At 68.3% G+C, this 22,747-nt stretch carries 23 protein-coding genes; 13 read left to right on the top strand and 10 right to left on the bottom strand.

What is annotated here, in order from left to right:
- Entirely contained in the window at positions 1 to 1,050 is a 1,050-nt protein-coding gene (gene ccsB, locus AC5RVD_RS00545) for a c-type cytochrome biogenesis protein CcsB (RefSeq protein ID WP_494121058.1), read from the top strand.
- Positions 1,051 to 1,178: 128 nt separating this feature from the next.
- Here the strand turns inward: ccsB and AC5RVD_RS00540 are convergent, their stop codons facing one another.
- Positions 1,179 to 1,589, bottom strand: a complete 411-nt coding sequence (locus tag AC5RVD_RS00540) for a PLD nuclease N-terminal domain-containing protein (RefSeq protein ID WP_494125614.1) — start codon at positions 1,587 to 1,589, stop codon at positions 1,179 to 1,181.
- 86 nt (positions 1,590 to 1,675) lie between these two features.
- Here AC5RVD_RS00540 and AC5RVD_RS00535 point away from each other — a divergent pair, with 86 nt between their 5' ends.
- Positions 1,676 to 2,023, top strand: a complete 348-nt coding sequence (locus AC5RVD_RS00535) for a DUF4229 domain-containing protein (RefSeq protein ID WP_494121052.1) — start codon at positions 1,676 to 1,678, stop codon at positions 2,021 to 2,023.
- Between the two features lie 45 nt (positions 2,024 to 2,068).
- Here the strand turns inward: AC5RVD_RS00535 and AC5RVD_RS00530 are convergent, their stop codons facing one another.
- The 3 genes from AC5RVD_RS00530 to AC5RVD_RS00520 form a co-directional block, all read right to left on the bottom strand.
- Positions 2,069 to 2,950, bottom strand: a complete 882-nt coding sequence (locus AC5RVD_RS00530; RefSeq protein WP_494107553.1) for a 1,4-dihydroxy-2-naphthoate polyprenyltransferase — start codon at positions 2,948 to 2,950, stop codon at positions 2,069 to 2,071.
- A 123-nt stretch (positions 2,951 to 3,073) separates the two neighbouring features.
- Positions 3,074 to 4,231 carry an AMP-binding protein gene (locus tag AC5RVD_RS00525; protein ID WP_494125613.1) on the bottom strand — a complete coding sequence of 386 codons (1,158 nt, stop codon included), beginning with the start codon at positions 4,229 to 4,231 and terminating at the stop codon, positions 3,074 to 3,076.
- A 10-nt stretch (positions 4,232 to 4,241) separates the two neighbouring features.
- The gene (locus tag AC5RVD_RS00520) at positions 4,242 to 5,192 is read right to left on the bottom strand and encodes a 1,4-dihydroxy-2-naphthoyl-CoA synthase (RefSeq protein WP_494112499.1); all 951 of its coding nucleotides are present in this window, start codon (positions 5,190 to 5,192) and stop codon (positions 4,242 to 4,244) included.
- 173 nt (positions 5,193 to 5,365) lie between these two features.
- Here AC5RVD_RS00520 and AC5RVD_RS00515 point away from each other — a divergent pair, with 173 nt between their 5' ends.
- The 6 genes from AC5RVD_RS00515 (at position 5,366) to paaZ (ending at position 12,154) form a co-directional block, all read left to right on the top strand.
- On the top strand, positions 5,366 to 5,851 hold the full coding sequence (locus AC5RVD_RS00515; protein ID WP_494112414.1) for an SRPBCC family protein: 486 nt from the start codon (positions 5,366 to 5,368) through the stop codon (positions 5,849 to 5,851).
- Between the two features lie 177 nt (positions 5,852 to 6,028).
- Complete coding sequence (locus tag AC5RVD_RS00510; protein WP_493989497.1) at positions 6,029 to 7,240, top strand: thiolase family protein; 1,212 nt, start codon at positions 6,029 to 6,031, stop codon at positions 7,238 to 7,240.
- Positions 7,240 to 8,103 carry an enoyl-CoA hydratase/isomerase family protein gene (locus tag AC5RVD_RS00505; RefSeq protein WP_494112416.1) on the top strand — a complete coding sequence of 288 codons (864 nt, stop codon included), beginning with the start codon at positions 7,240 to 7,242 and terminating at the stop codon, positions 8,101 to 8,103. Before AC5RVD_RS00510 ends, AC5RVD_RS00505 begins: the two co-directional genes overlap by 1 nt.
- A 5-nt stretch (positions 8,104 to 8,108) precedes the next feature.
- Complete coding sequence (locus AC5RVD_RS00500; protein ID WP_494112500.1) at positions 8,109 to 8,972, top strand: 3-hydroxyacyl-CoA dehydrogenase family protein; 864 nt, start codon at positions 8,109 to 8,111, stop codon at positions 8,970 to 8,972.
- A 142-nt stretch (positions 8,973 to 9,114) separates the two neighbouring features.
- The gene (locus tag AC5RVD_RS00495; RefSeq protein WP_494125612.1) at positions 9,115 to 9,948 is read left to right on the top strand and encodes a tyrosine-protein phosphatase; all 834 of its coding nucleotides are present in this window, start codon (positions 9,115 to 9,117) and stop codon (positions 9,946 to 9,948) included.
- A 136-nt stretch (positions 9,949 to 10,084) separates the two neighbouring features.
- Positions 10,085 to 12,154: a phenylacetic acid degradation bifunctional protein PaaZ gene (gene paaZ / locus AC5RVD_RS00490; RefSeq protein WP_494112418.1), complete on the top strand. Its 2,070-nt coding sequence runs from the start codon at positions 10,085 to 10,087 to the stop codon at positions 12,152 to 12,154.
- Here the strand turns inward: paaZ and AC5RVD_RS00485 are convergent.
- From AC5RVD_RS00485 to AC5RVD_RS00460, 6 genes are all read right to left on the bottom strand, one after another.
- On the bottom strand, positions 12,135 to 12,857 hold the full coding sequence (locus tag AC5RVD_RS00485; protein WP_494112419.1) for a nicotinamide mononucleotide transporter: 723 nt from the start codon (positions 12,855 to 12,857) through the stop codon (positions 12,135 to 12,137). The two genes, paaZ and AC5RVD_RS00485, sit on opposite strands and share 20 nt — an antisense overlap.
- A 23-nt stretch (positions 12,858 to 12,880) precedes the next feature.
- Positions 12,881 to 13,546 carry a hypothetical protein gene (locus tag AC5RVD_RS00480; RefSeq protein WP_494112420.1) on the bottom strand — a complete coding sequence of 222 codons (666 nt, stop codon included), beginning with the start codon at positions 13,544 to 13,546 and terminating at the stop codon, positions 12,881 to 12,883.
- A gap of 125 nt (positions 13,547 to 13,671) precedes the next feature.
- The gene (locus tag AC5RVD_RS00475; RefSeq protein WP_494112421.1) at positions 13,672 to 14,301 is read right to left on the bottom strand and encodes a TetR/AcrR family transcriptional regulator; all 630 of its coding nucleotides are present in this window, start codon (positions 14,299 to 14,301) and stop codon (positions 13,672 to 13,674) included.
- Positions 14,302 to 14,377: 76 nt separating this feature from the next.
- A complete protein-coding gene (gene paaK, locus AC5RVD_RS00470; RefSeq protein WP_494121043.1) occupies positions 14,378 to 15,715 on the bottom strand; it encodes a phenylacetate--CoA ligase PaaK in 1,338 nt (445 codons plus the stop codon).
- Between the two features lie 78 nt (positions 15,716 to 15,793).
- Positions 15,794 to 16,297 (bottom strand): hotdog fold thioesterase, encoded by a 504-nt coding sequence (locus AC5RVD_RS00465; RefSeq protein WP_494125611.1) that lies wholly within the window; start codon positions 16,295 to 16,297, stop codon positions 15,794 to 15,796.
- Between the two features lie 90 nt (positions 16,298 to 16,387).
- The gene (locus AC5RVD_RS00460; protein WP_494125610.1) at positions 16,388 to 18,580 is read right to left on the bottom strand and encodes a S9 family peptidase; all 2,193 of its coding nucleotides are present in this window, start codon (positions 18,578 to 18,580) and stop codon (positions 16,388 to 16,390) included.
- A gap of 250 nt (positions 18,581 to 18,830) precedes the next feature.
- Between AC5RVD_RS00460 and paaA the strand changes: the two genes are divergently transcribed.
- Genes paaA through paaE form a run of 5 tightly spaced genes read left to right on the top strand, consistent with a single transcriptional unit; the run spans position 18,831 to position 22,726 of the window.
- Entirely contained in the window at positions 18,831 to 19,823 is a 993-nt protein-coding gene (gene paaA, locus AC5RVD_RS00455) for a 1,2-phenylacetyl-CoA epoxidase subunit PaaA (protein WP_494125609.1), read from the top strand.
- Between the two features lie 24 nt (positions 19,824 to 19,847).
- Positions 19,848 to 20,177 carry a 1,2-phenylacetyl-CoA epoxidase subunit PaaB gene (gene paaB / locus AC5RVD_RS00450; RefSeq protein WP_494112501.1) on the top strand — a complete coding sequence of 110 codons (330 nt, stop codon included), beginning with the start codon at positions 19,848 to 19,850 and terminating at the stop codon, positions 20,175 to 20,177.
- Positions 20,174 to 21,001, top strand: coding sequence for a 1,2-phenylacetyl-CoA epoxidase subunit PaaC (gene paaC, locus AC5RVD_RS00445; protein ID WP_494125608.1), 828 nt, complete (start codon positions 20,174 to 20,176; stop codon positions 20,999 to 21,001). The genes paaB and paaC overlap by 4 nt, the downstream gene beginning before the upstream one ends.
- 33 nt (positions 21,002 to 21,034) lie before the next feature.
- A complete protein-coding gene (gene paaD, locus AC5RVD_RS00440) occupies positions 21,035 to 21,571 on the top strand; it encodes a 1,2-phenylacetyl-CoA epoxidase subunit PaaD (RefSeq protein ID WP_494112426.1) in 537 nt (178 codons plus the stop codon).
- The gene (gene paaE, locus AC5RVD_RS00435) at positions 21,572 to 22,726 is read left to right on the top strand and encodes a 1,2-phenylacetyl-CoA epoxidase subunit PaaE (RefSeq protein WP_494125607.1); all 1,155 of its coding nucleotides are present in this window, start codon (positions 21,572 to 21,574) and stop codon (positions 22,724 to 22,726) included.
- Positions 22,727 to 22,747 lie beyond the last annotated feature (21 nt).

Below are 22,747 nucleotides of genomic sequence, written 5' to 3'. Positions count from 1 at the left end.
ATGCCCACGATTGACCAGACCATGGCCCAGTACAGCGAGCTGTTCATCCTGCTCGGCGCGATGGCCTTCACCGTCGCCTTTATCGCCTTTTGCTGGGACCTGGTTAAGTCCAGCAAGACCATCAAGGCGGTAGAAGACCGGCTGGCTGCCGGGCCCGCCGCGGCCGACCAGGGCGTGTTGGTCGGTGCCGCCGGTGCGGCGTCCGGGGCTGCGGGCGCGAGGGCCGCCGGCGCAGGAAGCGCAGGCGCCGGCGTCGAAATGGCCGCCGACTCGATGAACTACGGCAAGGAACGGCGTGCCGCCGCCCGGGTCGGTGTGGCCCTGAGCGTGCTGGCTACCGTCATCCTGGCCGCCGGCGTGGTGGCCCGGGGAGTGGCCGCCCACCGCGTGCCGTGGGGCAACATGTACGAGTTCTGCACCACGGGTGCGCTGATGGTGGCGGTGGTTTACCTGATTGTGCTGACCCGCAAGGACCTGCGCTTCCTCGGGTCGTTCGTGATCGGCCTTGTGGTCATCATGCTCATCGCCGCGTCCGTCGGCTTCCCGACGCCGGTGGCCCACCTCGTGCCCGCCCTGCAGAGCTACTGGCTGATCATCCACGTCTCGGTCGCCGTGCTGGCCTCGGCGCTGTTCACGTTGACTTTCGCCATGTCCGTGCTGCAGCTCGTGCAGGCGAAACGCGAGGCCCGCGGCCGCGCCGGCAAGGCGGACAAGCTCGCGTTCATGCGGCTGGCTCCCTCGGCGCTGACGCTGGAGAATGCCGCCTACCGGCTGAACGCCGTGGGCTTCGTGTTCTGGACCTTCACGCTCGTGCTCGGGGCAATCTGGGCGGAGCAGGCCTGGGGCCGCTACTGGGGTTGGGACACCAAGGAAGTGTGGACCTTCGTCATCTGGGTGGTGTACGCCGGTTACCTGCACGCCCGCGCCACCCGCGGCTGGACCGGTACCCGAGCCGCCTGGCTGTCCATCGTCGGTTACCTGTGCGTGGTCTTCAACTTCACGATCGTCAACGTCTTCTTCGCCGGCCTGCACAGCTACGCGGGGGTCTAGAGGACGAGTCGGCAGGATCGGCCGACCGCCCCGGATCAAAAGAAGGCCCGCCGCCCCATCGGGGCGGCGGGCCTTCTTCGGGTCCGGGAACCTGCGGAGCCGGACGCCGGCGTTAGGTCACGGTCCGTTTAGCGGGGACCGTTCTCCGGGTCGTCCTCGCTCAGCTGGCGGTCGTCATGGGCGGCGGGCTTGTCCTCGCTGCCGTGCTTGGGGTCCTCGCGCTTCTTGGGTTCCTGTTCCTTTCGGTTCAGTTCCTCTTCACGCTGTTTGGCGCGGCGCTGCGCATCAAGCGTGCGCAGGAAGGCAATGTCGTCGTCCGGGGCGGTCGGGCGGGGCGCCTGCTGGGGTTGCCGCCCGCGGGGGCGGCCCCACACGAACCACATCAGGGCTCCGATCAGGGGCACCAGGATGATCGTGAGGATCCATCCCGGTTTTGAGATGCTGCGCACCTCATGCGGCCGCGACCGGATGCACTCGATGAGGGCATAGATCACCACTGCGAGGGCCAGTACCGCGAGCAGGACATAGAGACGGACCATGAATCAATTGTAGGTGAGCGTTAAGCTGCGGGCTGATGAATCTTGGGACCGGCCGGTCGATCTCGCGGGCAGCGTAAACTTGAGGCGTGGCTTTTTGGAAATTCAGCGCCCTGCGTCTCGGCATCATGGCCGTCATCTTTGTCATCTGCCTGTTCTTGAGGCTGGGTGTTGTCTACTCGGCCATCGCCGCCGCGATCATGGGTTGGTGCATCACGTACCTGTTCTTCCGCAAGATGCGGGACGAAGCGGGGGCGGCACTGGCGCGCCGTTTCTCCAGCGGCGTCAAGGCACCGAGGACCTCCACGGAAATTTCGGACGCGCTGGCCGAGGACGCGGCCGTCGACGAGCACGGCGAACTGAGCGTGGATTCCTCGCGCAAGCCCCGCGACGCGGAGCAGAAGCCGCACGGCACCCGGCCCGGGGACCAGGGCTGACCCAGCCTCAGGCCGGGCGCGCCCGCGGCGCCGCCCGGCAACCGGCTACATCAGCCGGCTCAGCACCACGCCCAGCGCGAAGGCGGTGGCGAACCCGAGGTTGATCAGCCCGGTCTGCTTGAGTACCGGGATGAGGCTCTCGCGCTTCTTGCCCTTGAGCATCAGCCAGCTCGGCGTCAGGCACGCCGGCACCAGCAGCAGCACCAGCAGGATCCACGGGAAGTCGTAGACCATGATGAGCGGCAGCAGGAGGGCCACCGCGAGCATCATGACGTAGCTGACGCGCGCCGCCTCGTCGCCCATCCGGACGGCCAGCGTCAGTTTCCCCACCTCGCGGTCCGTGGGGATGTCGCGGACGTTGTTGGCCATCAGCAGTGCCGTGGCGATCAGGCCGGTCCCCACCGCGCCGAGGAAGGACGGCCAGCTGACCTGCAGGGCCTGGGTGTAGGTGGTCCCCATGGTGGCCACAATGCCGAAGAACAGGAACACGTACACTTCGCCGAGCCCCCGGTAGCCGTAGGGGTTGTTGCCGCCGGTGTATCCCCAGGCGGCAATCACGCAGCCCACGCCCACCAGCAGCAGCGGCCAGGTCTGCGACAGGATGATCAGAGCGAGCCCCGCCACCATGGCCAGCCCAAAGCTGGCGAACGCGGCGGCCTTCACCGCTTTCGGTTTGGCCAGCCCGGACCCGGTCAACCGCAGCGGGCCCACCCGCACGTCATCGGTGCCGCGGACGCCGTCCGAATAGTCGTTCGCGTAATTCACGCCCACTTGGAACAGGACCGCGATGAGCGCGGCGAGTAGGGCATGCAGCGGCCGGAAGGAACCCAAATCGTAGGCGGCCGCGCTGCCGACGATCACCGGAGCGACCGCCATCGGAAGGGTGCGGGGCCGTGCCCCTTCGAGCCATTGCCCGGCTGTAGCCACTGTGCAAAATCCTTACCTGTGGGGGTTTCGTGCATCGTTGGCTGCGGGCAGCCGCAGCACCGGTCTATTCTCGCCCATGGAAGTGGAAGGGCCGTGCAGCCAGCGGCGCAGGAGTGCCGGATGTCATACGGACGGCGGTTTCCCGCCGCGGGGCGCGCCGTTGTGCCCGGCGGCATCCGCCGCCGAACGGAGCAGGATGTCGGCCACGGCCAGCCGGTCCGGCTTGCCGTTGGGCAGCAGCGGGAGAGCTTCCAGGCGCACCACGTGGCGCGGGACGGCGGGCCCGCCCAGCGCCTCGTGGACCCGGGCCCTGATGTCCTCTTCCGCGGCGGAGCCCACGACGGCGGCGCACACCTTGGTGCCCCACTCGGGATCGTTGATGCCCGCCACCAGCGCGGCCTGGACGTCCGGCAGTCCTTCAATCACCTCGGCGACGGCCGCCGCGGACACCTTGACGCCGCCGGTGATCAGCACGTCGTCCGCGCGCCCGATCACCGTGAGCGCACCGGCGTCGTCCATCTCCCCGAGGTCCTCGGTGCGGAACCAGCGCGTGCCGCCGGACGCGCTGAAATGGGCGGCCGTGAGCTGCGGGTTGTCCAGGTAACCGCCGGCAACCACGTCGCCGCCGATCAGGACCCGGCCGCGTTCCAGCCGCAGGGTGACCCCTTGGAGCGGCACGCCGTCATACACGCAGCCGCCGCAGGTCTCGCTCATGCCGTACGTGCGCACAATCTTCAGCGAATGTTTGGCGGCCTCCGACCGCAGCGCCTCCGGCATCCGGGCGCCGCCCAGCAGGATGGCATCGAACCGGCGCAGCGCCTTGAGCGTGTCCGGCTCCGCGGCGGTGAGCAGCCGGTGCAGCTGGGTGGGCACCAACGAGGTGATCCGGAACCGGTCGGTCAGGGCGGCCGCCGCGTCGGTGAACGCGCGGGCCGTGAACCCGCCGGACAGATCCATGGCCCAGGGCCGGGTGCCGGCGTAGAGCGAGCGGACCAGCACCTGCAGGCCGGCGACGTAGTTCGGCGCGAGCGTCAGCAGCCACTGCCCCTCGCCGCCCAGCCGCAAGGCCGTGCCCATCGACGACGCGGCCAGCGCGTCGATCCCGAGCATGGTGGCCTTGGGCGTGCCGGTGGAACCCGAGGTCCGGACGACGGCGGCGGTCCCGGGAACCAGCCCGGGCGAGGCCACCGGCAGCGGGGTGCCGTCCGGTGCGAGTTCGACGGCGGGGCCCTCGCCGCCCAGCGCCGCGGTCAGCGCTGACAGCGCCGGCTGGATGTCCATGTCGCCCGCCCTAGAAGTAGTAGGGGAAAGACGACCAGTCCGGGTCGCGCTTGGCCAGGAAGGCTTCCTTGCCTTCGACCGCCTCGTCGGTCATGTACGCCAGGCGGGTGGCTTCACCGGCGAATACCTGCTGGCCGGCCAGGCCGTCGTCGGCCAGGTTAAACGCGAACTTCAACATCCGGATGGCCTGCGGGGACTGCCGGGCGATGTCCGCGGCGTATTCCAGCGCCACCTCCTCGAGCCGCTCGTGGTCCACGGCCTCGTTGACGGCGCCCATCCGGACCATGTCTTCGGCGGAGTACTCACGCGCCAGGAAGAAGATCTCGCGGGCGGCCTTCTGGCCGATCTGCCGGGCCAGCAGCGCCGAGCCGTAACCGGCGTCGAAGCTGCCGACGGTGGCATCGGTCTGCTTGAACTTGCCGTGCTGCCGGGAGGCGATGGTCAGGTCGGACACCACGTGCAGGGAATGTCCGCCGCCCGCGGCCCAGCCATTGACGACGGCGATGACCACCTTGGGCATGGTGCGCATCAACCGCTGGACTTCCAGAATGTGCAGCCGGCCGGCGCGGGCCGGGTCGATGAATTCCGCCGACTCGCCGGCCGCGTTCTCCACCGGATACCGGTAGCCGTCGCGGCCGCGGATGCGCTGGTCGCCGCCGGAGCAGAACGAGTGGCCGCCGTCCTTGGGCGAGGGGCCGTTGCCGGTCAGGAGCACGGTGGCCACGTCCGGCGTCATCCTGGCGTGGTCCATGGCGCGGTAAAGCTCGTCCACGGTGCCGGGTCGGAAGGCATTGCGCACTTCCGGCCGGTTGAAGGCGATGCGCACCGCCGGCAGGTCGCGGACCACGTTGCCGCTGACGTCGCGCTCCACCTGGCGGTGGTAGGTCATGTCCTGGAAGTCGAAGCCTTCCACCACGCGCCAGCGCGTCGGGTCGAAGAGGTCGGATACCTTCTCCGGCAGGGCAGGCTGCGCCGGGGCGCCGGTGCTGCCGGCGGAGGTGTTGGCGGTACTGGCTGGGGCGGGGCTCTCGGAAGTCACCCTTCGAGTTTATCGTTGCCCTCCCGCGGGCTGGGCCGAGAGCACCCCCTCCACTAAGCTGTTCGGGACTACCGACTCCTTCCGAAAGAGCGACTGTGGGCCATCACCTTGAACTAGTCCGGCACGTCAACGCACCGGTCGACGCCGTGTGGCGCGTTATCACTGATATTCCCGGGTCCGCCCGGACCCTGAGTTCCGTCACGCGCGTCGAGATCCTGACGCCCGGCGAGTACGCCGAAGGCTTCCGTTGGCGCGAAACCCGCAAGATGATGGGCAAGGAGGCCACCGAGGAGATGTGGGTGGCGGAGGTCAACGCGCCGGCTGCGACGACGGTCAAGGCGACATCGAACGGCGCCGACTACACCACGAGGTTTACGCTCACGCCAGCGGACGGCGGCACCCGGCTGGCCATGTTCTTCGGGGCCGAGCTGGAGAATCCCGGAAAGCTCTCCAGGCTGATGATGGCGCTCTTCGGAAAGCTGGGACTGCGCATGGCGCGCAAGCAGATGGCCAAAGACCTGGAAGAGATTGCCGCCAAGGCCGAGGGCAAGGCCGAGGGCCGGGACGAAACCGCCCGTTGAGCCGGACGGGTTCCGCCGGAGGCGCTGCCTGCAATCGTCCACGTCATGGTAGTTGACCCGCCCCCGGCCGCGTGGGATTCTTTTTAGAACGGTCGGTCGGTAATTTCAGTCGTCTGCGGCAGCCGAAGCGACCGCTCATCGTCATCGTTGAACGATCAAGCGCGAGGGGTTATTTCTATGGCTGAGGCATTCCTGATTGGCGGGGCGCGGACCCCGGTTGGCCGCTACGGAGGGGCACTGTCGGCAGTCCGTCCAGACGACCTGGCGGCGCTGGTCGTCAAGGAAGCCGTGGTCCGGGCAGGCATCGATCCGGATGCCGTCGAGGAGGTCATCCTCGGCAACGCCAACGGGGCGGGCGAGGAAAACCGCAACGTGGCCCGCATGGCCTGGCTGCTGGCCGGCTATGGCGACCACGTTCCCGGCATCACCGTTAACCGGCTGTGTGCCTCCGGCCTGAGCGCCATCATCCAGGCGTCGCACATGATCAAGGCGGGCGCAGCGGACATCGTCATCGCGGGCGGCGTGGAATCCATGAGCCGAGCGCCGTGGGTGCAGGAGAAACCGGCAAAGGCCTTCGCCAAGCCGGGCGAAATCTTCGACACCTCCATCGGCTGGCGGTTCGTGAACCAGCGTTTCGCCAAGGGCGACCTCAGCCGCGGCGGCAAGATGACCTACTCCATGCCGGAGACCGCCGAGGAAGTCGCCGATGTCTACGGCATTTCCCGCGAGGACGCCGACGCGTTTGCGGTGCAGTCCCACGAGCGCGCCATCGCGGCCATCGAGGCCGGCCGGCTCAAGGACGAAATCGTTCCGGTGACGATCAAGGGGCGGAAGGGCGACACCGTCGTCGACACGGACGAGGGGCCCCGCCCCGGCACCACCCTCGAGGTCCTGGCCGGGCTCCGCTCCATCATCAAGCCCGACGGCGTGGTCACCGCGGGCAACTCCAGTTCACTCAACGACGGCGCCTCGGCCATCGTCATCGCCTCCGAGGCCGCCATCAACAAGTTCGGCCTCACCCCGCGCGCCCGCATCGTCGACGGCGCGTCGGCCGGCGTCGCACCGGAGATCATGGGCATCGGGCCGGTGCCGGCCACCCAAAAGGTGCTGGACCGTGCCGGCTGGAGCGTCGACGACCTCGGCGCCGTGGAGCTCAACGAGGCCTTCGCCACCCAGTCGCTCGCGGTGCTGCGGGACCTGAAGCTGGACCAGTCAATCGTGAACAACGACGGCGGTGCCATCGCCTTGGGGCACCCGCTCGGTTCCAGCGGATCCCGCCTGGTGGTGACCCTGCTGGGCCGGATGGAGCGCGAAGGCGCGCAGCGCGGCCTGGCCACCATGTGCGTGGGCGTCGGCCAGGGCACCTCCATGATCGTTGAGCGGGTCTGATGCTCTTCGACGACTACTCCTTCAGCACGCTGAGGCTGGACGAGCGGGAGGACCGCGTCCACCTGGCGTTGAACCGTCCGGAAGTCCGCAACGCCATCGACCAGGCCATGGTCGACGAACTGCATGCCGTGTGCGCCGTGCTGGAACGCGCACCGCGGATCCTGATCCTGTCCGGCACCGAAGTCAACGGCAAGGGGATTTTCGCCTCCGGGGCGGACATCTCCCAGCTGCGCGAGCGCCGCCGCGACGATGCGCTGGCCGGGATCAATTCCACGGTCTTCCACCGCATCGCGCAGCTGCCGATGCCGGTCATCGCGGCCCTCGATGGCTTCGCACTGGGCGGGGGAGCGGAGCTTGCCTACGCCGCCGACTTCCGCATCGCCACGCCTTCGGTGAAGATCGGGCAGCCCGAGGTCGGCCTGGGCATCATGGCTGCGGCGGGTGCCACCTGGCGCCTGAAGGAACTGGTGGGAGAGCCGCTGGCCAAGGAGATCCTGTTGGCCGGCCGAATCCTGGACGCCGAAGAAGCGCTGGCGGCCCGCCTCGTCACCGAAATCCACGAGCCGGCCGGGCTCATCGACGCCGCGCATGCGCTGGCGGACCGGATCGGCAAGCAGGATCCGCTGGCCGTGCGCATCACCAAGTCGGTGTTCCATACCCCGCGCGAGGCGCACCCGATGATCGACACCATCGCCCAGGGCATCCTGTTCGAGTCGCAGGCGAAGTTCGACCGGATGCAGGCATTCCTGGACAAAAGCGCCGCCAAGAGCGCAGCCCGCAGTACCGCAAAGCCGGCCGCCGCCGCACCGGGCGGGGACGCCGTCCGAAGCCCCGGCGCCGCAGAGCAGCAAGGAGCAAAGTGAGCGAGATGAATTCCGTGCAGACCATTCCCAACAACGTGGGTGTCCTCGGCGGCGGGCGCATGGGCGCCGGCATCGCCCACGCGTTCCTGACGGCCGGAGCCGACGTCGTCGTGGTGGAGCGCGACGAGGCCGCCGCCGAGGCGGCCCGCGAGCGAGTAACCGCGGCGCTGGCCAAGAGCGTGGAGCGGGGCACGACCACCGAACCCCTGGATGCGCTCAAGTCCCGGCTGTCCGTCTCCGTCGACTACGGTTCGTTCGCCGCGTGCGGGCTGGTCGTGGAAGCGGTGCCGGAGGACTTCGAGCTGAAGGCCACCGCGCTGAAGGCCGTCGAGGCCCAGCTGTCCCCGACGGCATGGCTGGCGACGAACACGTCCTCGCTGTCCATCACCAAGCTGGCCGACCAATTGCAGCGCCCGGCGAGCTTCTGCGGCCTGCACTTCTTCAACCCGGTTCCGGCCTCGCAGCTGGTCGAAGTGGTACTGGCCCCGAAGACGTCGGAAGAGCTCGCCGCCGCCTCCAAGAGCTGGGTCGAGGCACTGGGGAAGACCGCCGTCGTCGTCAATGACGCGCCGGGGTTCGCCTCCTCGCGGCTGGGGGTGGCCATCGCGCTGGAAGCCATGCGCATGGTGGAAGAGGGCGTGGCATCCGCCGCGGACATCGACGACGCGATGGTGCTGGGCTACAAGCACCCGGTCGGCCCGCTCAAGACCACCGACATTGTGGGGCTGGATGTCCGCCTCGGCATTGCCGAGTACCTCCAATCCACGCTCGGGGATCGATTTGCCCCGCCGCAGATCCTCCGCGACAAGGTGGCCCGCGGCGAGCTCGGCCGCAAGTCCGGCAAGGGTTTCTTCGACTGGGAGGACTAGGCGCCCCGCCGGCCGGCCCGTCTGTAGGACATGGCCCCGTTTGAAGGCGGAACCTTGACAGCTGCGGCCCGGCCACGTGCCGGGCTGCAGCCGTTAAGGGGGAGCATGTCAATCCGGCGCCCGGCGGCGGTAGGCTGCTGGAATGTCGTCCGAACAGTCCCGCGACGCCGCCGGGCTGCCCGAAGCCGGGCAGGCCGGCCCCGCCCGCTCCGGCGCACCGGGGCCAGACGGCCCGCCGGCGGCACGGGAACCCGGTGACTTCGCGGGTGTGCCGGCGCCCGCCGGGGCCGATGCCGGCGCCGTCGCTTGGGAAGGCGCGGTCAACGCCCGCCGGGTGGCGGGGGACATCTTCCGGATGGGCCGCGCGGAATGGCTGACTGCCGCGGGCTGGCAGCAAGCGTACGACGACGGCGTGCGCACCATCGTGGATCTGCGGAACCCGGGCGAGCGCTCGCGCCGCCCGACCGATCCCGTGGTGCCGGCCGGGGCGCTGGACAAGTTTATTGTGCTCAACCGGCCGACCGAAGAGCCCGGGCATGCACAGTTCGCCCACAGTGCTCCGTACATGAACCACCCGCGTTACTACCTGGACAACGTGCGGGTCTTCCCGCACCTGATCGCCGAGGTATTCCGCACCTTGGCGCACGCGGAGGGCGCCGTCGTCGTCCATTGCTCCGCCGGGCGGGACCGCACGGGCATGGTCTCCATGATGCTGCTGCAGCTCGCCGGCGTCCCGGCCGAGCGGATCGCGGACGCACACGAGCTCGGCATCCGCGGCATCAACGACTGGCACCGGATCAGCCCCTATCCGCATCCGGTAGAGCGGTACGTCGGCGGCGAGGAGCTGGAGGCGCGGGTGGCGGACATGCGCGGGTCCCTGCTGCAGGTGTTGGCCCAGCTGGAGGTGGAGCCGTTCCTGCTGCGCCATGGCGTCACGCGCGCCGACATCGAGGCGCTCCGTCGCCGGCTCGGGTGAATGCGTAGGCCGAAAAGGGGCTGTGCCGCCTGAGGCTGTCATGTAGGCTAGATACGTTACCGACCGACCGTTCAGTATTTTATGTCCCGCCCCATCTGCGTCTGCACTGGGCCGGGCGAAGAAAGGGCTGTCAACGATGACCTCTACCGCCGTTGATGTCGAAATTGTTCCCAGCTACATCCAGGATGCCTGGTGGACGCCCGCGGGCGATGTTTCCGGCACCGAGGTCCGCGACGCCAGCACCGGCGCCGTGCTCGCGCGGGTCAGTACCGACGGACTGGACCTCGCCGCAGCCGTCGAACACGGCCGCACCGTCGGCCAGGCCTCGCTGGGCCGGCTGACGTTCCACCAGCGCGCGCTCAAGCTCAAAGAGCTGGCCCAGTACCTGAACGCCCGGCGCGAGGGGTTGTACGAACTCTCGCACCGCACCGGCGCCACCAAGATCGACAACATGATCGATATCGACGGCGGCATCGGCGTGCTGTTCACCTTCGGCTCCAAGGGCCGGCGCGAACTGCCGAACTCGCAGGTGGTCGTCGACGGGCCCGCGGAGGTGCTCTCCAAGGACGGCTCCTTCATGGGCCAGCACATCTACACCCGGATCCCGGGCGTGGCCGTGCAGATCAACGCCTTCAACTTCCCGGTGTGGGGCATGCTGGAGAAGTTCGCTCCGGCCTTCATCGCCGGCGTGCCGACCATCGTCAAGCCCGCCACCCCCACGGGCTACGTCGCCGCCGAGGCAGTGAAGCTCATCATCGAGTCCGGCATCCTGCCGGCCGGTTCGCTGCAGCTGGTCTCCGGCTCCGCCCGCGACCTGCTGGACCACCTGGACTACCGCGACGCGGTCGCCTTCACCGGCTCCGCCTCGACCGCCAACCTGCTGAAGTCCCACCCGAACGTGGCCCGGGGCGGCATCCGGTTCACCGCCGAGGCGGACTCGCTCAACGCCGCGATCCTCGGGCCCGACGCGGTGCCGGGCACCCCGGAGTTCGACGCGTACATCAAGTCGCTGGTCACCGAGATGACGGCCAAGGCGGGCCAGAAGTGCACCTCGATCCGCCGCGCCATCGTCCCCAAGGACCGCATGCAGGACGTCGCCGACGCCGTGCGCGCCCGGATCGAGCAGCGCGTGGTCGTCGGCGATCCGCGGGCCGAGGGCGTCACCATGGGTGCGCTGGCCTCGGTGGAGCAGCTTGAGGACGTCCGCGCCGCCGTCCAGGCCATGGTCGACGCCGGCGGCGAGCTTGCCTACGGAACGCTCGATTCGCCGCAGGTCACCCGCGCCGACGGAACCGTGGGCGACTCCGAGGGCGCCTTCATGTCGCCGGTGCTGCTGACCTGGGCGGACGCCGAAGCCGATGCCGTGCATTCGCTGGAAGCCTTCGGCCCGGTCTCCTCCGTGATCGGCTACGAGGATCTGGACGACGCCGTGCGGCTGGCCGCCAAGGGCGCGGGTTCGCTGGTCGCCACGGTCGCTACCAACGACCCCGACGCCGCCCGCGTGCTGGTGACCGGGATCGCCGCCCACCACGGCCGGGTGCTGGTGCTCAACCGCGAAGACGCCAAGACCTCCACCGGCCACGGTTCCCCGGTGCCGCACCTGGTCCACGGTGGACCGGGCCGCGCCGGTGGCGGCGAGGAGCTGGGCGGGATCCGCTCAGTCCTGCACCACATGCAGCGCACCGCCATCCAGGGTTCGCCGAACATGCTCACGGCCGTGACCGGCGTGTGGCATACCGGCGCCGATCAGCATTTCGACGACGTCCACCCGTTCCGCAAGAACCTGGCCACGCTGCGGATCGGCGACGCCGTGCGCTCGGAACTGCGACAGGTCACGCTGGAGGACATCACCGCGTTCGCCAACGAAACCGGCGACACCTTCTACGCCCACACCAACCAGGAGGCCGCCGCCGCCAACCCGTTCTTCCCCGGCATCGTGGCGCACGGCTACCTGTTGCTCGCCTGGGGTGCCGGGCTGTTCGTGGAGCCGGCACCGGGACCGGTACTGGCCAACTACGGCCTGGAGAACCTGCGCTTCATCACTCCGGTGGCTGCCGGCGACTCGATCCGGGTGACCCTCACCGCCAAGCGCATCACGCCGCGCGAGACCGACGGCTACGGCGAGGTCGCCTGGGATGCGGTGCTGACCAACCAGAACGACGAGATCGTCGCGACCTACGACGTGCTCACACTGGTGGAGAAGTAGCCGGAGCCCCTCCTCCTGCCGTGTCCCCGGCGGCCCGGGCCCCGGGGACCGGCAGGAACACCACCGTGTGCCAGCGCCAGAAGGCGAACAGCACCAGCAGCACGGTGGCGCCGTACAGCAGTTGGGGCGTCGGCTGACTGGGAAATACCAGTGAGGTGGCCAGCTGCACCACGGCAAAGGCCAGCCACAGCCACCAAGCCTCATAGATCCGGTGCGCCAAACCCAGGTGCACCACCGTCATCACCGCGGCATAGAACGCCTGGAGCAGGAGGACGGTCAGCAGGCCGCCCTCCAGCGGAAAGCCCGCCTGGATGTCGCTGGCCGCGAAGACCACCGTGGCGGCGATGAGGACCAGCACGGCCACCGCCCAGTTTCGCCCCGTTGCCCGGTGCACCCACGCCGCGGGGCCGGCCGGTGCAAGGGGCGAGGCCGCGGCCCGCCAGCGCCACGCGCCGTAGCAGGGCAGCAGCAGCGCCACGCCTATCGACGCATCGACGAAGAACGCGCCGCCGCCGCCGAAAGCCGGCGTGAGGAGCAGCAGGAAGACCAAAGCCTCCTGGACCAGCAGCACAGGCCACGCCCAGCGGGAGTGGAGCCCGAACAGGAACACGGTCAGCAGGCCCACCGACGCCTGCAGGTAGCCCACGGAAACCAGTGCGCCGGCAGGACCGTCCAGCACCTTCAAGGCCATAATCCAGTCCATGCCGCCGACCTCCGTTGTGCTGGTTACGCGGCCCGTCCCGCTGCGCCGGGGCCGGGTGCTGCCGGACGTCCCGGCCGCACCGACGCCAGCCGGTGCTTGCTCCGCACCGGCCGCCGCAGGGCCGCCTGCCACCCCAGGTAACCGAAGATTTGGAGGCCCGCCGCGATTGCCCCGTACAGGGAGACCCAGACCGGCGCGTCCTGGATGGCGGAGAGGAACATGGTGGACAGCGAGAGCGCAACGCCCAGCCACCACGACTGCAGGATGCCGTGGGCGAAGCCCAGGTACATGACGGCCGGAAGTGCGGCCAACAGGGCGTTGAACAGGTACAGGGGTCCGATCTCGGCAACCGGGGTGACGCCGGCGAACCCATTGAGCAGGAACAGCAGCAGCAGCAGCCCCGCGCCGATTCCCCACTCACGGCCGTGGGCCGAGCGGAGCGGGACGCGGATGCCTTCCCGCCGGTATTGGGTCCACTTCCACAGGCCGTAGAGGGCCGCGGCCAGCACAAACACGGTGCTGGTGTTCAACCGGCCGTAGGGGATCCCCGTGGCCAGCAGCACGGCGGTTGCGGCCACCGGCAGCAACCAGGCCCATGGCACCCGGTAGGCGAACAGAACGATGGCGGCGATCGTGAGCGCCATGCTCAGCGCCGAGACCCACCAAAACTCCCCATCCATATCGATCACGTCCCCATAACATCGAATGGCTGAGGTCAGCCTAGCAGGGGAGGACTGTGAATTCAGTAAGTACTTCAGCTCCGTCGGGCGGCCTCAAAGCCGCGGCGGTGCGGGGCCGCGGTGCCGCCGGAGAATCAGGCGAGGACGCGGGCCGCGGCCGGCAAGTGGAGGCCGTCGAACATCATGGCGATCAGGTCGTCGGCGAGCTTCTGCGGGGACAGCGATCCGCCCGGCTTGTACCACTCGACGATGGAGTTGATCGTGCCGAACAGCAGTCGCGCCGTGGTCCTCGGGTCGATGTCCCCGCGCAGGGAGCCCTCGGCACGGGCGGCGTCCACCAGGTCCGCTACCTTGTGGTCGAACGCCCGCCGGCGGTCCAGCGCGTCGCGTTCGATCTCGGTGTTGCCGCGCAGGCGCAGCAGCAGGGTGACGTAGGGCAGTTTGTCGCATAGGACCTGGACGGTGCCGCGGAGCACGAACTCCAGCCGGGCATCCGCCCGGCCGGTGGAAGCCGACGGGTTTTCGATCACGGCTTCGAGGCTGCCGAGGGCTTCTTCAAGGGCCAGGCGCAGCAGGTCGCCCTTGGACGGAACGTGGTGGTAGATGGCGCTCTTGGAGATGCCCAGGTTTTCGGCGAGGATGCCCATGGAGGTGGCCTCGTAACCGTGCTTGTTGAACACGGCGACGGCGACGTTCAGCACCGACTGCTGGTCGTAGCCGGGGCGGCCGCGGCGGGCGGTCTCTTGGGTCCTTGTCTTCGCCATTGTCCTATTCTCCCACGACCGTTAGGTCAGTTATGCGGCGGGCGGTGCCTGCATCCGCCCGCCGTCCCCACATCCGTCAGGCGTTGTCGCGCAGGTCGTAGACGCGGCGCAGCTTGCCGCTGGAGCGCGCGAGGGTGCCGGGGTCGGCGACCACGATTTTGCAGCTGGAACCCACGTGGATCTTGATCTGGCGCTGCAGCTCGCGGGCCGCCTCGGTTGCCTTGGCTGGCGTGCAGTCTTCGCGGCGTTCGATCTTGACGGTCAGCTCGTCCATCCGGTTGGGGCGGCTGATTTCCAGCTGGAAGTGCGGGCTCAGGCCGGGGATGCGCAGGGCAATTTCCTCGATCTGGGTGGGGAAGAGGTTCACGCCGCGCAGGATGATCATGTCGTCCGAGCGCCCGGTGATCCGGCCGATGCGGCGCATGTTCGGCCGCCCGGTGCCGGGCAGCAGCCGGGTGAGGTCGTGCGTGCGGTAGCGGATCACCGGCATGGCTTCCTTGGTCAGCGAGGTGAACACCAGTTCGCCGGCCTCGCCGTCGTCCAGCACCCGGTCGGTGAGCGGATCGATGACTTCCGGCCGGAAGTGGTCCTCCCAGATGGTGGAGCCGTCCTTGAAGTCCACGCACTCGCCGGCGACACCCGGGCCCATGACCTCGGAGAGGCCGTAGATGTCGCACGCGTCGATGTCCAGCTTGCCCTCCAGCTCGTGGCGCATCTCGTCGGTCCACGGCTCGGCGCCCAGCACCGCGACCTTCAGCGACGTCTTGGACGGATCGACGCCGGCGTGCTCCATCGCGTCCACGATGGTCAGCAGGTAGGTGGGCGTGCAGAGGATGGCATCCGGTTCGAAGTCTTGGATCAGCTGGATCTGTTTCTCGGTCTGGCCGCCGGACATTGGGATCACCGTGCAGCCGAGCTTTTCCGCACCGTAGTGTGCACCCAGTCCGCCGGTGAACAGGCCGTACCCGTAGGCATTGTGGACCTTCATGCCCTTCTTCACGCCCGAGGCGCGGATGGAACGGGCGAACAGCGTCTCCCAGTTCTGGATGTCGCGACGGGTGTAGCCAACCACGGTGGCCCGGCCGGTCGTGCCCGAGGACGCATGGATCCGGGCCACTTCTTCCTGCGGCACGGCGAACATGCCAAAGGGGTACGACTGGCGCAGGTCTTCCTTGTCCGTGTAGGGGAACTTGGCCAGGTCGGACAGTTCCTTGAGGTCCTCGGGGCGCACGCCGGCGTCGTCGAACTTCTTTTTGTACATCGGCACGCGCTCATAGGCGTAGGCGACCGTGTGCTGCAGGCGCTTCAGCTGGAGGGCCTCCAGCTCGTCCCGGCTCATCAGCTCCTCGCGGTCGAGGGTGTCCTCGGCGGCGGGAGTGGTCTTGCGGGCTTTCGTACCGGTGGTGGTCGTCATGGGAACGGTCCTTTGATGCGGGTCGGGCTGTGCTGTCGGTGAAGGCTGGGGCGTCGCTGTCCGAAAGGTGCGGCGCGGTCAGGGCTTTCGCTGGTTGCGGGCGGGATTGGGGACGGTGCGGGAACGGCCGCGGAATTCGAGCAGGACGTCGGCCCCGCCGTTCGGATTCTCCTGGGTGACGGTGATGTCGTACAGGCCGCTGCGGCCGGTCTGGTTGACCAGCCGGGCGGTGGCGGTCAGCAGCCGGCCGGCGAGCCCCGGATTGAGGAAATTGACGTCGACGCCCGAGGCCACCGTGATGGTGCTGCCGTCGCCGTCGGGGTCGTTGCAGGCCAGCGCGAAGGCCACGTCGGCGAACGCGAACACCATGCCGCCCTGCGCCATGCCGAAGCCGTTGAGCATCTCCTCGCGCAGCCGCATCTCGATGACGACGTCGCCAAACTCCGCCTTCACGACCTCCACGCCCATCCAGCGCGCGGCCTGGTCGTTGACGAAGGCCGGGTGCACGGGGCGTTCGCCCTGCTCCAGCTCGTTGCTTTCCGCCGGAGTGTCCCGGGAAGTGTCGACGTCGATGTCCGTCATGGAAGCCCCTTGCTGTTCATTACCGAATGTTCATTAGGTAATCCTGATTTGTGATTCAAGTCAAGGCGGGCCGGGAACGTTGAGCGGCGGCTATGCCAGCTCGGTGGCACCGATCGCGTCGAGGGCGAAGGCGTAATCCCAGGCCCGGTCCTTCCAGGCCTCGTACCGGCCGGACGCGCCGCCGTGCCCGGCGTCCATCTCGGTCTTGAGCACGATCGGTGCGGAGCCGGCCGTGGCCTCCCGCAGGGCCGCCACCCACTTGGCGGGCTCCACGTACAGCACCCGCGTGTCGTTGAAACTGGTGACCGCAGCGATCTTCGGGTAGGCGGCCGGCCAGACATTCTCGTAGGGGCTGTACGACTTCATGTAGGCGTAGACCTCGGGGTCCGTGATCGGGTTGCCCCACTCCTCCCACTCCAGCGCCGAAAGCGGCAGATCCGGGTCCAGGATCGAGGTCAGCGCGTCGACGAAGGGTACCTGCGCCACGATTGCCGCATACTTCTCCGGCGCCAGATTGGCCACGGCGCCCATCAGCAGGCCCCCGGCGGAGCCGCCCATGGCCGCGATCCGCTGCGGATCCGCCCAGCCCGAGGCGGCCAGCCACTCGGTGGCGCTGACAAAGTCCGTGAACGTGTTCTTCTTGCGCAGCTTCTTGCCGTCCTCGTACCAGTGCCGGCCCATCTCGCCGCCGCCGCGGACATGGGCCACCAGGTAGACCACGCCGCGGTCGAGCAGCGACAGCCGCGCCGTGCTGAACGCCGGATCCATGCTGACCTCGTAGCTGCCGTAGGCGTAGGCCAGCGCGGGATTGCTGCCGTCGCGCTGCACCGAGGCCTTGCGGATCACCGAGAGCGGGATCCTCGTGCCGTCCGCCGCGGTCGCCCACTCCCGCTCCGCCACGTAGTCCGCCGCGTCGTAGCCGCCGAGCACCGGCGTTTCCTTGCGCAGGTGCAGCGTGCCGGTGGCCAGCTCGTAGTCGTAGATCCGCGGCGGTGTCAGGAACGAGGTGTAGGCCAGCCGGATCACCGGCGCCTCGTAGTCGGACCCGCCGACGCCGGCGGTGAACAATTCCTCGTCGAACGCCGGCTCCGCCGGGGCGGCCTGCGCGGCCGTCCCCAAACCGGCCAGGGGCAGCACCTGCACGCGTTCGATGGTGTCCTGGCGGATCGACAAAACCACATGGGTGGCGGTGACGCCCGCCCCGTTGACCCGCACCGCGTCGTCGTGCTCCACCACGGTGTCCCAGTGCTGCTCGGCCAGGGGCTTGGAGAACTCCGCGAGGTCGGCCAGCGAGACCATCGAGTTCACCGCGTCCTTGTTGTGGGTCAGCAGCACCTTTTGGGCGCCGTCCAGCAGGAACGGCTCGGCGTCGTAGAGCACCCGCTCGCTGCGCGGGATGAGCGTCTGCAACCCGGCGTCCGGGGCGGAGAAGTCCAGCAGCCGCGTCTCGGAGTATTCGGAGCAGCCGATCCCGATCACCAGGTGCCGGCGTTCGGAGGAGAGCTCAAACCCCATCCACATGGCCGGGTCGTCTTCCTGGTAAATCACGACGTCGGAGGCCGCCGGTGTGCCGATGGTGTGCGCCTTGATCTGGAACGGACGCCAGGACTCATCGACCACGGTGTAGAACACGCGGCTGCCGTCGGGATCGAACGCCAGCGAGTAGAAGACGTTTTCCACCACGTCGTCCAACAGGTCGCCGGTGTCCAGGTTCTTGATCCTCAGGGTGAAGCGCTCATCGCCGGCGAAGTCGGCGGCGTAGGCGTAGAGGCTTCCGTCTTTGGTCACCGCGGAGCCGCCCAGGGAAAAGAACGGCTTGCCCTCGGCTTCGGCGTTGCCGTCCAGCAGCACCTGCTCGCCGGGCACCGGCCGGCCGGCGTCGACCTGCGGGGGCGTCCAGTCTGCTGCCCGGTCCCCGGTGTCCGCGGCCCGGACCCGGCACTGGATGCCGTACTGCTTGCCCTCTTCCATCCGGCCGTAGTACCACCAGCCGTCCTTGCGGACCGGAACCGACAGGTCCGTTTCTTGGGTCCGGTTCTTGATTTCGTTGAAAATGGCCTCGCGCAACGGCTGCTGGTGCCCGGTCACCGCCGCCGTGTAGGCGTTCTCCGCCTCCAGGTGCGCAACGACCTCCGGGTTCTCCTTGTCCCGCAGCCACTCATAGGGGTCCACGAAGACGTCGCCGTGGTGGGCGCGCTCGACGGGAACCTTGCGGGCGGCCGGCGGTTCCGGCAGTCCTGCGGGGGAGGAGGCGTGGGCGGTTTCGGCGGGGGAGTGCGTCATGCCACCAATATATAGAGCCCTTCCCCTCCGTCGGCCGGGTTCGGCTGAGGGTGGAAGCAGTGGAAGCGTCCCGTGGGATCGGGCCGCTCCCGCCCCGCGGCCTGCCGGCTGCCGCGGGGAATCGGAAGTTCGTCTCCGGCGGGGTCGGACCGCGGCCGATGGCCTTGACGGGCACGGAAAATGCGCTATATCCTGAACGAACGGTCGGTAATTATTTCGCGGCCGGATTTCGTACAGTGAGGTGACCATCGTGGCAACGCAGACCCAGGCCGGCGACTCCCAGTTGCACGCCGTGCCGTCCCCCGAGGACGAGGCCGGGAAGGCCTACTTTGACAAGATCATTGCCGAGGACTCCCGGATAGAGCCGGCCGACTGGATGCCGGAGAAGTACCGCAAGACGCTGGTCCGACAGATGTCCCAGCACGCGCACTCCGAGATCATTGGCATGCAGCCGGAGGCGAACTGGATCACCCGCGCGCCCAGCCTGAAGCGCAAGGCCATCCTGATGGCCAAGGTGCAGGACGAGGCCGGCCACGGGTTGTACCTCTACTCCGCCACCGAGACGCTGGGCACGCCCCGGCACGTCCTCAACCAGCAGTTGCTTGAGGGCAAGGCCAAGTACTCCTCGATCTTCAACTACCCGGCCAACAGCTGGGCGGACATGGGGGCCATCGGCTGGCTCGTCGACGGCGCCGCGATCGCCAACCAGGTGCCCCTCTGCCGGGCCTCCTACGGCCCCTACGGCCGGGCGATGGTGCGGATCTGCAAGGAAGAGTCCTTCCACCAGCGGCAGGGCTTCGAGATCCTGCTGGAACTGGCCAACGGCACTCCCGCGCAGAAGCAGATGGCCCAGGACGCGGTCAACCGCTTCTACGCCCCGGCACTGATGATGTTCGGCCCCACGGACACGGACTCGCCGAACTCCCAGCAGTCGATGGCCTGGAACATCAAGCGGTTCACCAACGATGAGCTGCGCTCGCGGTTCGTGGGAATGATCCAGGAACAGGTCAAGGTCCTGGGCCTCACCCTGCCCGATGACGAGATCCGCTACAACGAGGAAACCGGCATGTGGGAGCACGGCGAACTCAACTGGGACGAATTCTACGAAGTCCTCGCCGGCCGCGGCCCCTGCAACGCGCAGCGGATGGAGCGCCGCCGCGAGGCACACGAGAACGGCGCCTGGGTGCGCGAAGCAGCAGCCGCTTACGCGGACAAGAAGGCACAGAAAGCACAGGTGGCCTGAATGGCAACTGGAGACCAGACCGCAATGGCCCGACCCGTGGAGACGGCGACAGCGGAAGGCGCGACGTCCGACAAGCAGCCCTGGCCGCTGTGGGAGGTGTTCGTCCGCTCCTCGCGCGGGCTGTCCCACGTGCACGCCGGCTCGCTGCACGCCCCGGACGCCGAGATGGCCGTGAGGAACGCGCGGGATCTCTACACCAGGCGCAACGAAGGCGTCTCGCTCTGGGTGGTGCCGGCGTCGGCCATCGTGGCCAGCGACCCTGACGCGAAGGGCGAATTCTTTGAATCGCCCAAGGGCAAGGATTACCGCCATGCCACGTACTACACCAAGAGCGAAGGGGTGAAGCACCTGTGAGCGGCGAAAGCGCCACCCGGATCACGCCGGGCAACGCCCTGCGCCCGGAAGACATCGCCGCGCAGGTGACCGAAGGCACCAAGGCCAGCAACGACGTCGCCGAGTACGCGTTGCGCCTGGGCGACGACGCGTTGATCCTGGCCCAGCGGCTGGGCTGGTGGATTTCCCGCGCGCCCGAGCTGGAAGAGGACGTCGCGCTCGCCAACATCGCGCTGGACCAGATCGGCCACGCCCGGTCGTTCCTGACCTACGCCGGCTCCGCCTGGGACAAGTCCGAAGACGACCTGGCTTACTGGCGCGGGGAGAACGAGTTCCGCTCCAGCTACCTCGTCGAACAGCCCAACGGCGACTTCGGCAAGACCATCGCCCGCCAGCTGGTCATCGCCACCTACCAGCACGAACTGTACTCGCGGCTGGTCGACTCGCAGGACGCAACCCTGGCGGCCATCGCGGCCAAGGCGCTGAAGGAAGTGGACTACCACCGCGACCATGCGGCGCAGTGGACCCTGCGCCTGGGCGATGGCACGGAAGAGTCGCACCGGCGCATCGCCGCCGGCTTCCTCTCCGTCTGGCCGTACGTGGAGCAGTTGTTCCTGGACGATGAGCTGATCGACCGTCTGCCCGGCATCGCGGTGCGGCCCTCGGAACTGCGCGAAGGCTTCGACGCCTTCATCGCGGAAGTCTTCGCCGAGGCAACGTTGGAGGTCCCAGACGTCCAGCCCGCCATGACGGACAAAACCCGCGTCAAACACAGTGAACACCTGGGCTACCTGCTGGCTGAGCTGCAGGTGCTGGCCCGCGAACACCCCGGCGCCACCTGGTAACCAGGCCGGCTGATCGGAGCAACGGAGCTATTCATGTCCACTAATACGGCCCAACGGCCGGCAGGAACCGAAGCGGCGCGCGCCTGGGATGTCGCGGCCACCGTCTGTGACCCGGAGATCCCGGTGCTGAGCATCGAGGACCTGGGCATCCTGCGGTCCGTGTCAGTGCTGGATGAAACGGACGCCGGCGGGCGCCCGGCCGTCGAGGTGACGATCACCCCGACCTACTCCGGCTGCCCGGCGATGGACGCCATCCGAGACGACATTGTCGCCGCGCTGGCGTCCGAGGGATACACCGACGTCCGGGTAAAGCTGGTGCTCGCCCCGGCCTGGACCACGGACTGGATGACCGCCGACGGCAAGGCGAAGCTGAACGAGTACGGCATCGCCCCGCCGTCGGGCATGGCGCCGGTCCGCACCGGACCGGTCAAGCTGGGCATGAGCGTAAAGTGCCCGCGCTGTGATTCCCTCAACACCCGCGAGCTGTCCCGCTACGGCTCCACGTCGTGCAAGGCGCTGTACCAGTGCAACGACTGCCATGAACCCTTCGACTACTTCAAGGTGCTCTAGATGACTACTTCCACCACGGATGCCCCGGCGGTCAAGCGCCGCGCCACCTTCCACCCGCTGTCCGTCGCGGAGGTCCGCAAGCTCACCGACGAAGCCGTCGAGGTCACGTTCGAGGTGCCGGAGGAACTGCACGGCCAGTACGATTACGTGCCCGGCCAGTACGTGGCGCTGCGCACCACGCTCGAAGGCCAGGAAATCCGCCGCAGCTACTCCATCTGCGCCGAGCCAAAGCCGGGCGAAATCCGGGTGGCGATCAAGCGCGACATCGGCGGATTGTTCTCGAACTGGGCCAACGACAACCTCAAGGCCGGGGACGTTTTGGACGTCATGAGCCCCACCGGCGCCTTCATCTCCAAGCACCAGATGACGGAGATCAACCACCCGGAACAGATCAATGCCGACGCCGGGGCCACCTTCGTGGCGTTCGCCGCCGGGTCCGGCATCACTCCGGTGATCTCGATCGCGCGGACCGTGCTGGCTGCCAGTGACAGCGTCCGGTTCGACCTGGTCTACGCGAACAAGGCCGCCATGGACGTGATGTTCGTGGAGGAACTGGCCGACTTGAAGGACAAATACCCCACCCGCTTCGCGCTGCACCACGTGCTCTCCCGCGAGCAGCGCATTTCGCCGCTGCTCTCCGGCAGGATCGACGCCGAGAAGCTGACCAGCCTGTTCGACAACGTGCTCCGCACCGACGATGTGGACGAATGGTTCCTCTGCGGGCCCTACGAACTGGTGCAGCTGTGCCGCGACACCCTGGCCGAACGCGGCGTGCCCGCCGAGAAGATTCGCTTCGAGCTGTTCAGCACCGGTGAGCCGACCAAACCGCAGGGCAACATTGGCCGACCGGTGCAGCTCGACCCCAGCGCGGACAACTACGAGATCAACTTCAGGCTGGACGGGCTCTCCGGTATGGTCGCTTCGCCCAAGCATGCCCGCGAGTCGGTGCTCAACGCCGCGCTGCGCGTCCGCCCGGACGTTCCGTTCGCCTGCGCCGGCGGCGTCTGCGGCACCTGCCGCGCCAAGGTTGTCTCCGGCACGTTCACCATGGAGGAGAACTACGCGCTGGAACCGGACGAGATCGAGCGCGGCTACGTGCTGACCTGCCAGACCCACCCCACCAGCGACGAAATCACCGTCGACTACGACGCCTGACCGATCTTAGACAGCACCGAC

The sequence above is a fragment of the Arthrobacter sp. THG-b23 genome (assembly GCF_059091265.1).
Note: the sequence above shows the minus strand (reverse complement) of the source record. Positions and strands in the feature narration are given on the sequence as shown.

Coding starts and splice junctions, on each gene's coding strand:
- AC5RVD_RS00525 (WP_494125613.1), bottom strand. CDS start 4,231: ATGGACATCCAGCCGGCGCTGTCAGCGCTGACCGCGGCGCTGGGCGGC.
- paaE (WP_494125607.1), top strand. CDS start 21,572: ATGACTACTTCCACCACGGATGCCCCGGCGGTCAAGCGCCGCGCCACC.
- AC5RVD_RS00540 (WP_494125614.1), bottom strand. CDS start 1,589: ATGGTCCGTCTCTATGTCCTGCTCGCGGTACTGGCCCTCGCAGTGGTG.
- AC5RVD_RS00510 (WP_493989497.1), top strand. CDS start 6,029: ATGGCTGAGGCATTCCTGATTGGCGGGGCGCGGACCCCGGTTGGCCGC.
- AC5RVD_RS00465 (WP_494125611.1), bottom strand. CDS start 16,297: ATGACGGACATCGACGTCGACACTTCCCGGGACACTCCGGCGGAAAGC.
- AC5RVD_RS00505 (WP_494112416.1), top strand. CDS start 7,240: ATGCTCTTCGACGACTACTCCTTCAGCACGCTGAGGCTGGACGAGCGG.
- paaK (WP_494121043.1), bottom strand. CDS start 15,715: ATGACGACCACCACCGGTACGAAAGCCCGCAAGACCACTCCCGCCGCC.
- AC5RVD_RS00495 (WP_494125612.1), top strand. CDS start 9,115: ATGTCGTCCGAACAGTCCCGCGACGCCGCCGGGCTGCCCGAAGCCGGG.
- AC5RVD_RS00475 (WP_494112421.1), bottom strand. CDS start 14,301: ATGGCGAAGACAAGGACCCAAGAGACCGCCCGCCGCGGCCGCCCCGGC.
- paaZ (WP_494112418.1), top strand. CDS start 10,085: ATGACCTCTACCGCCGTTGATGTCGAAATTGTTCCCAGCTACATCCAG.
- ccsB (WP_494121058.1), top strand. CDS start 1: ATGCCCACGATTGACCAGACCATGGCCCAGTACAGCGAGCTGTTCATC.
- AC5RVD_RS00460 (WP_494125610.1), bottom strand. CDS start 18,580: ATGACGCACTCCCCCGCCGAAACCGCCCACGCCTCCTCCCCCGCAGGA.
- AC5RVD_RS00500 (WP_494112500.1), top strand. CDS start 8,109: ATGAATTCCGTGCAGACCATTCCCAACAACGTGGGTGTCCTCGGCGGC.
- paaD (WP_494112426.1), top strand. CDS start 21,035: ATGTCCACTAATACGGCCCAACGGCCGGCAGGAACCGAAGCGGCGCGC.
- AC5RVD_RS00485 (WP_494112419.1), bottom strand. CDS start 12,857: ATGGACTGGATTATGGCCTTGAAGGTGCTGGACGGTCCTGCCGGCGCA.
- paaB (WP_494112501.1), top strand. CDS start 19,848: ATGGCCCGACCCGTGGAGACGGCGACAGCGGAAGGCGCGACGTCCGAC.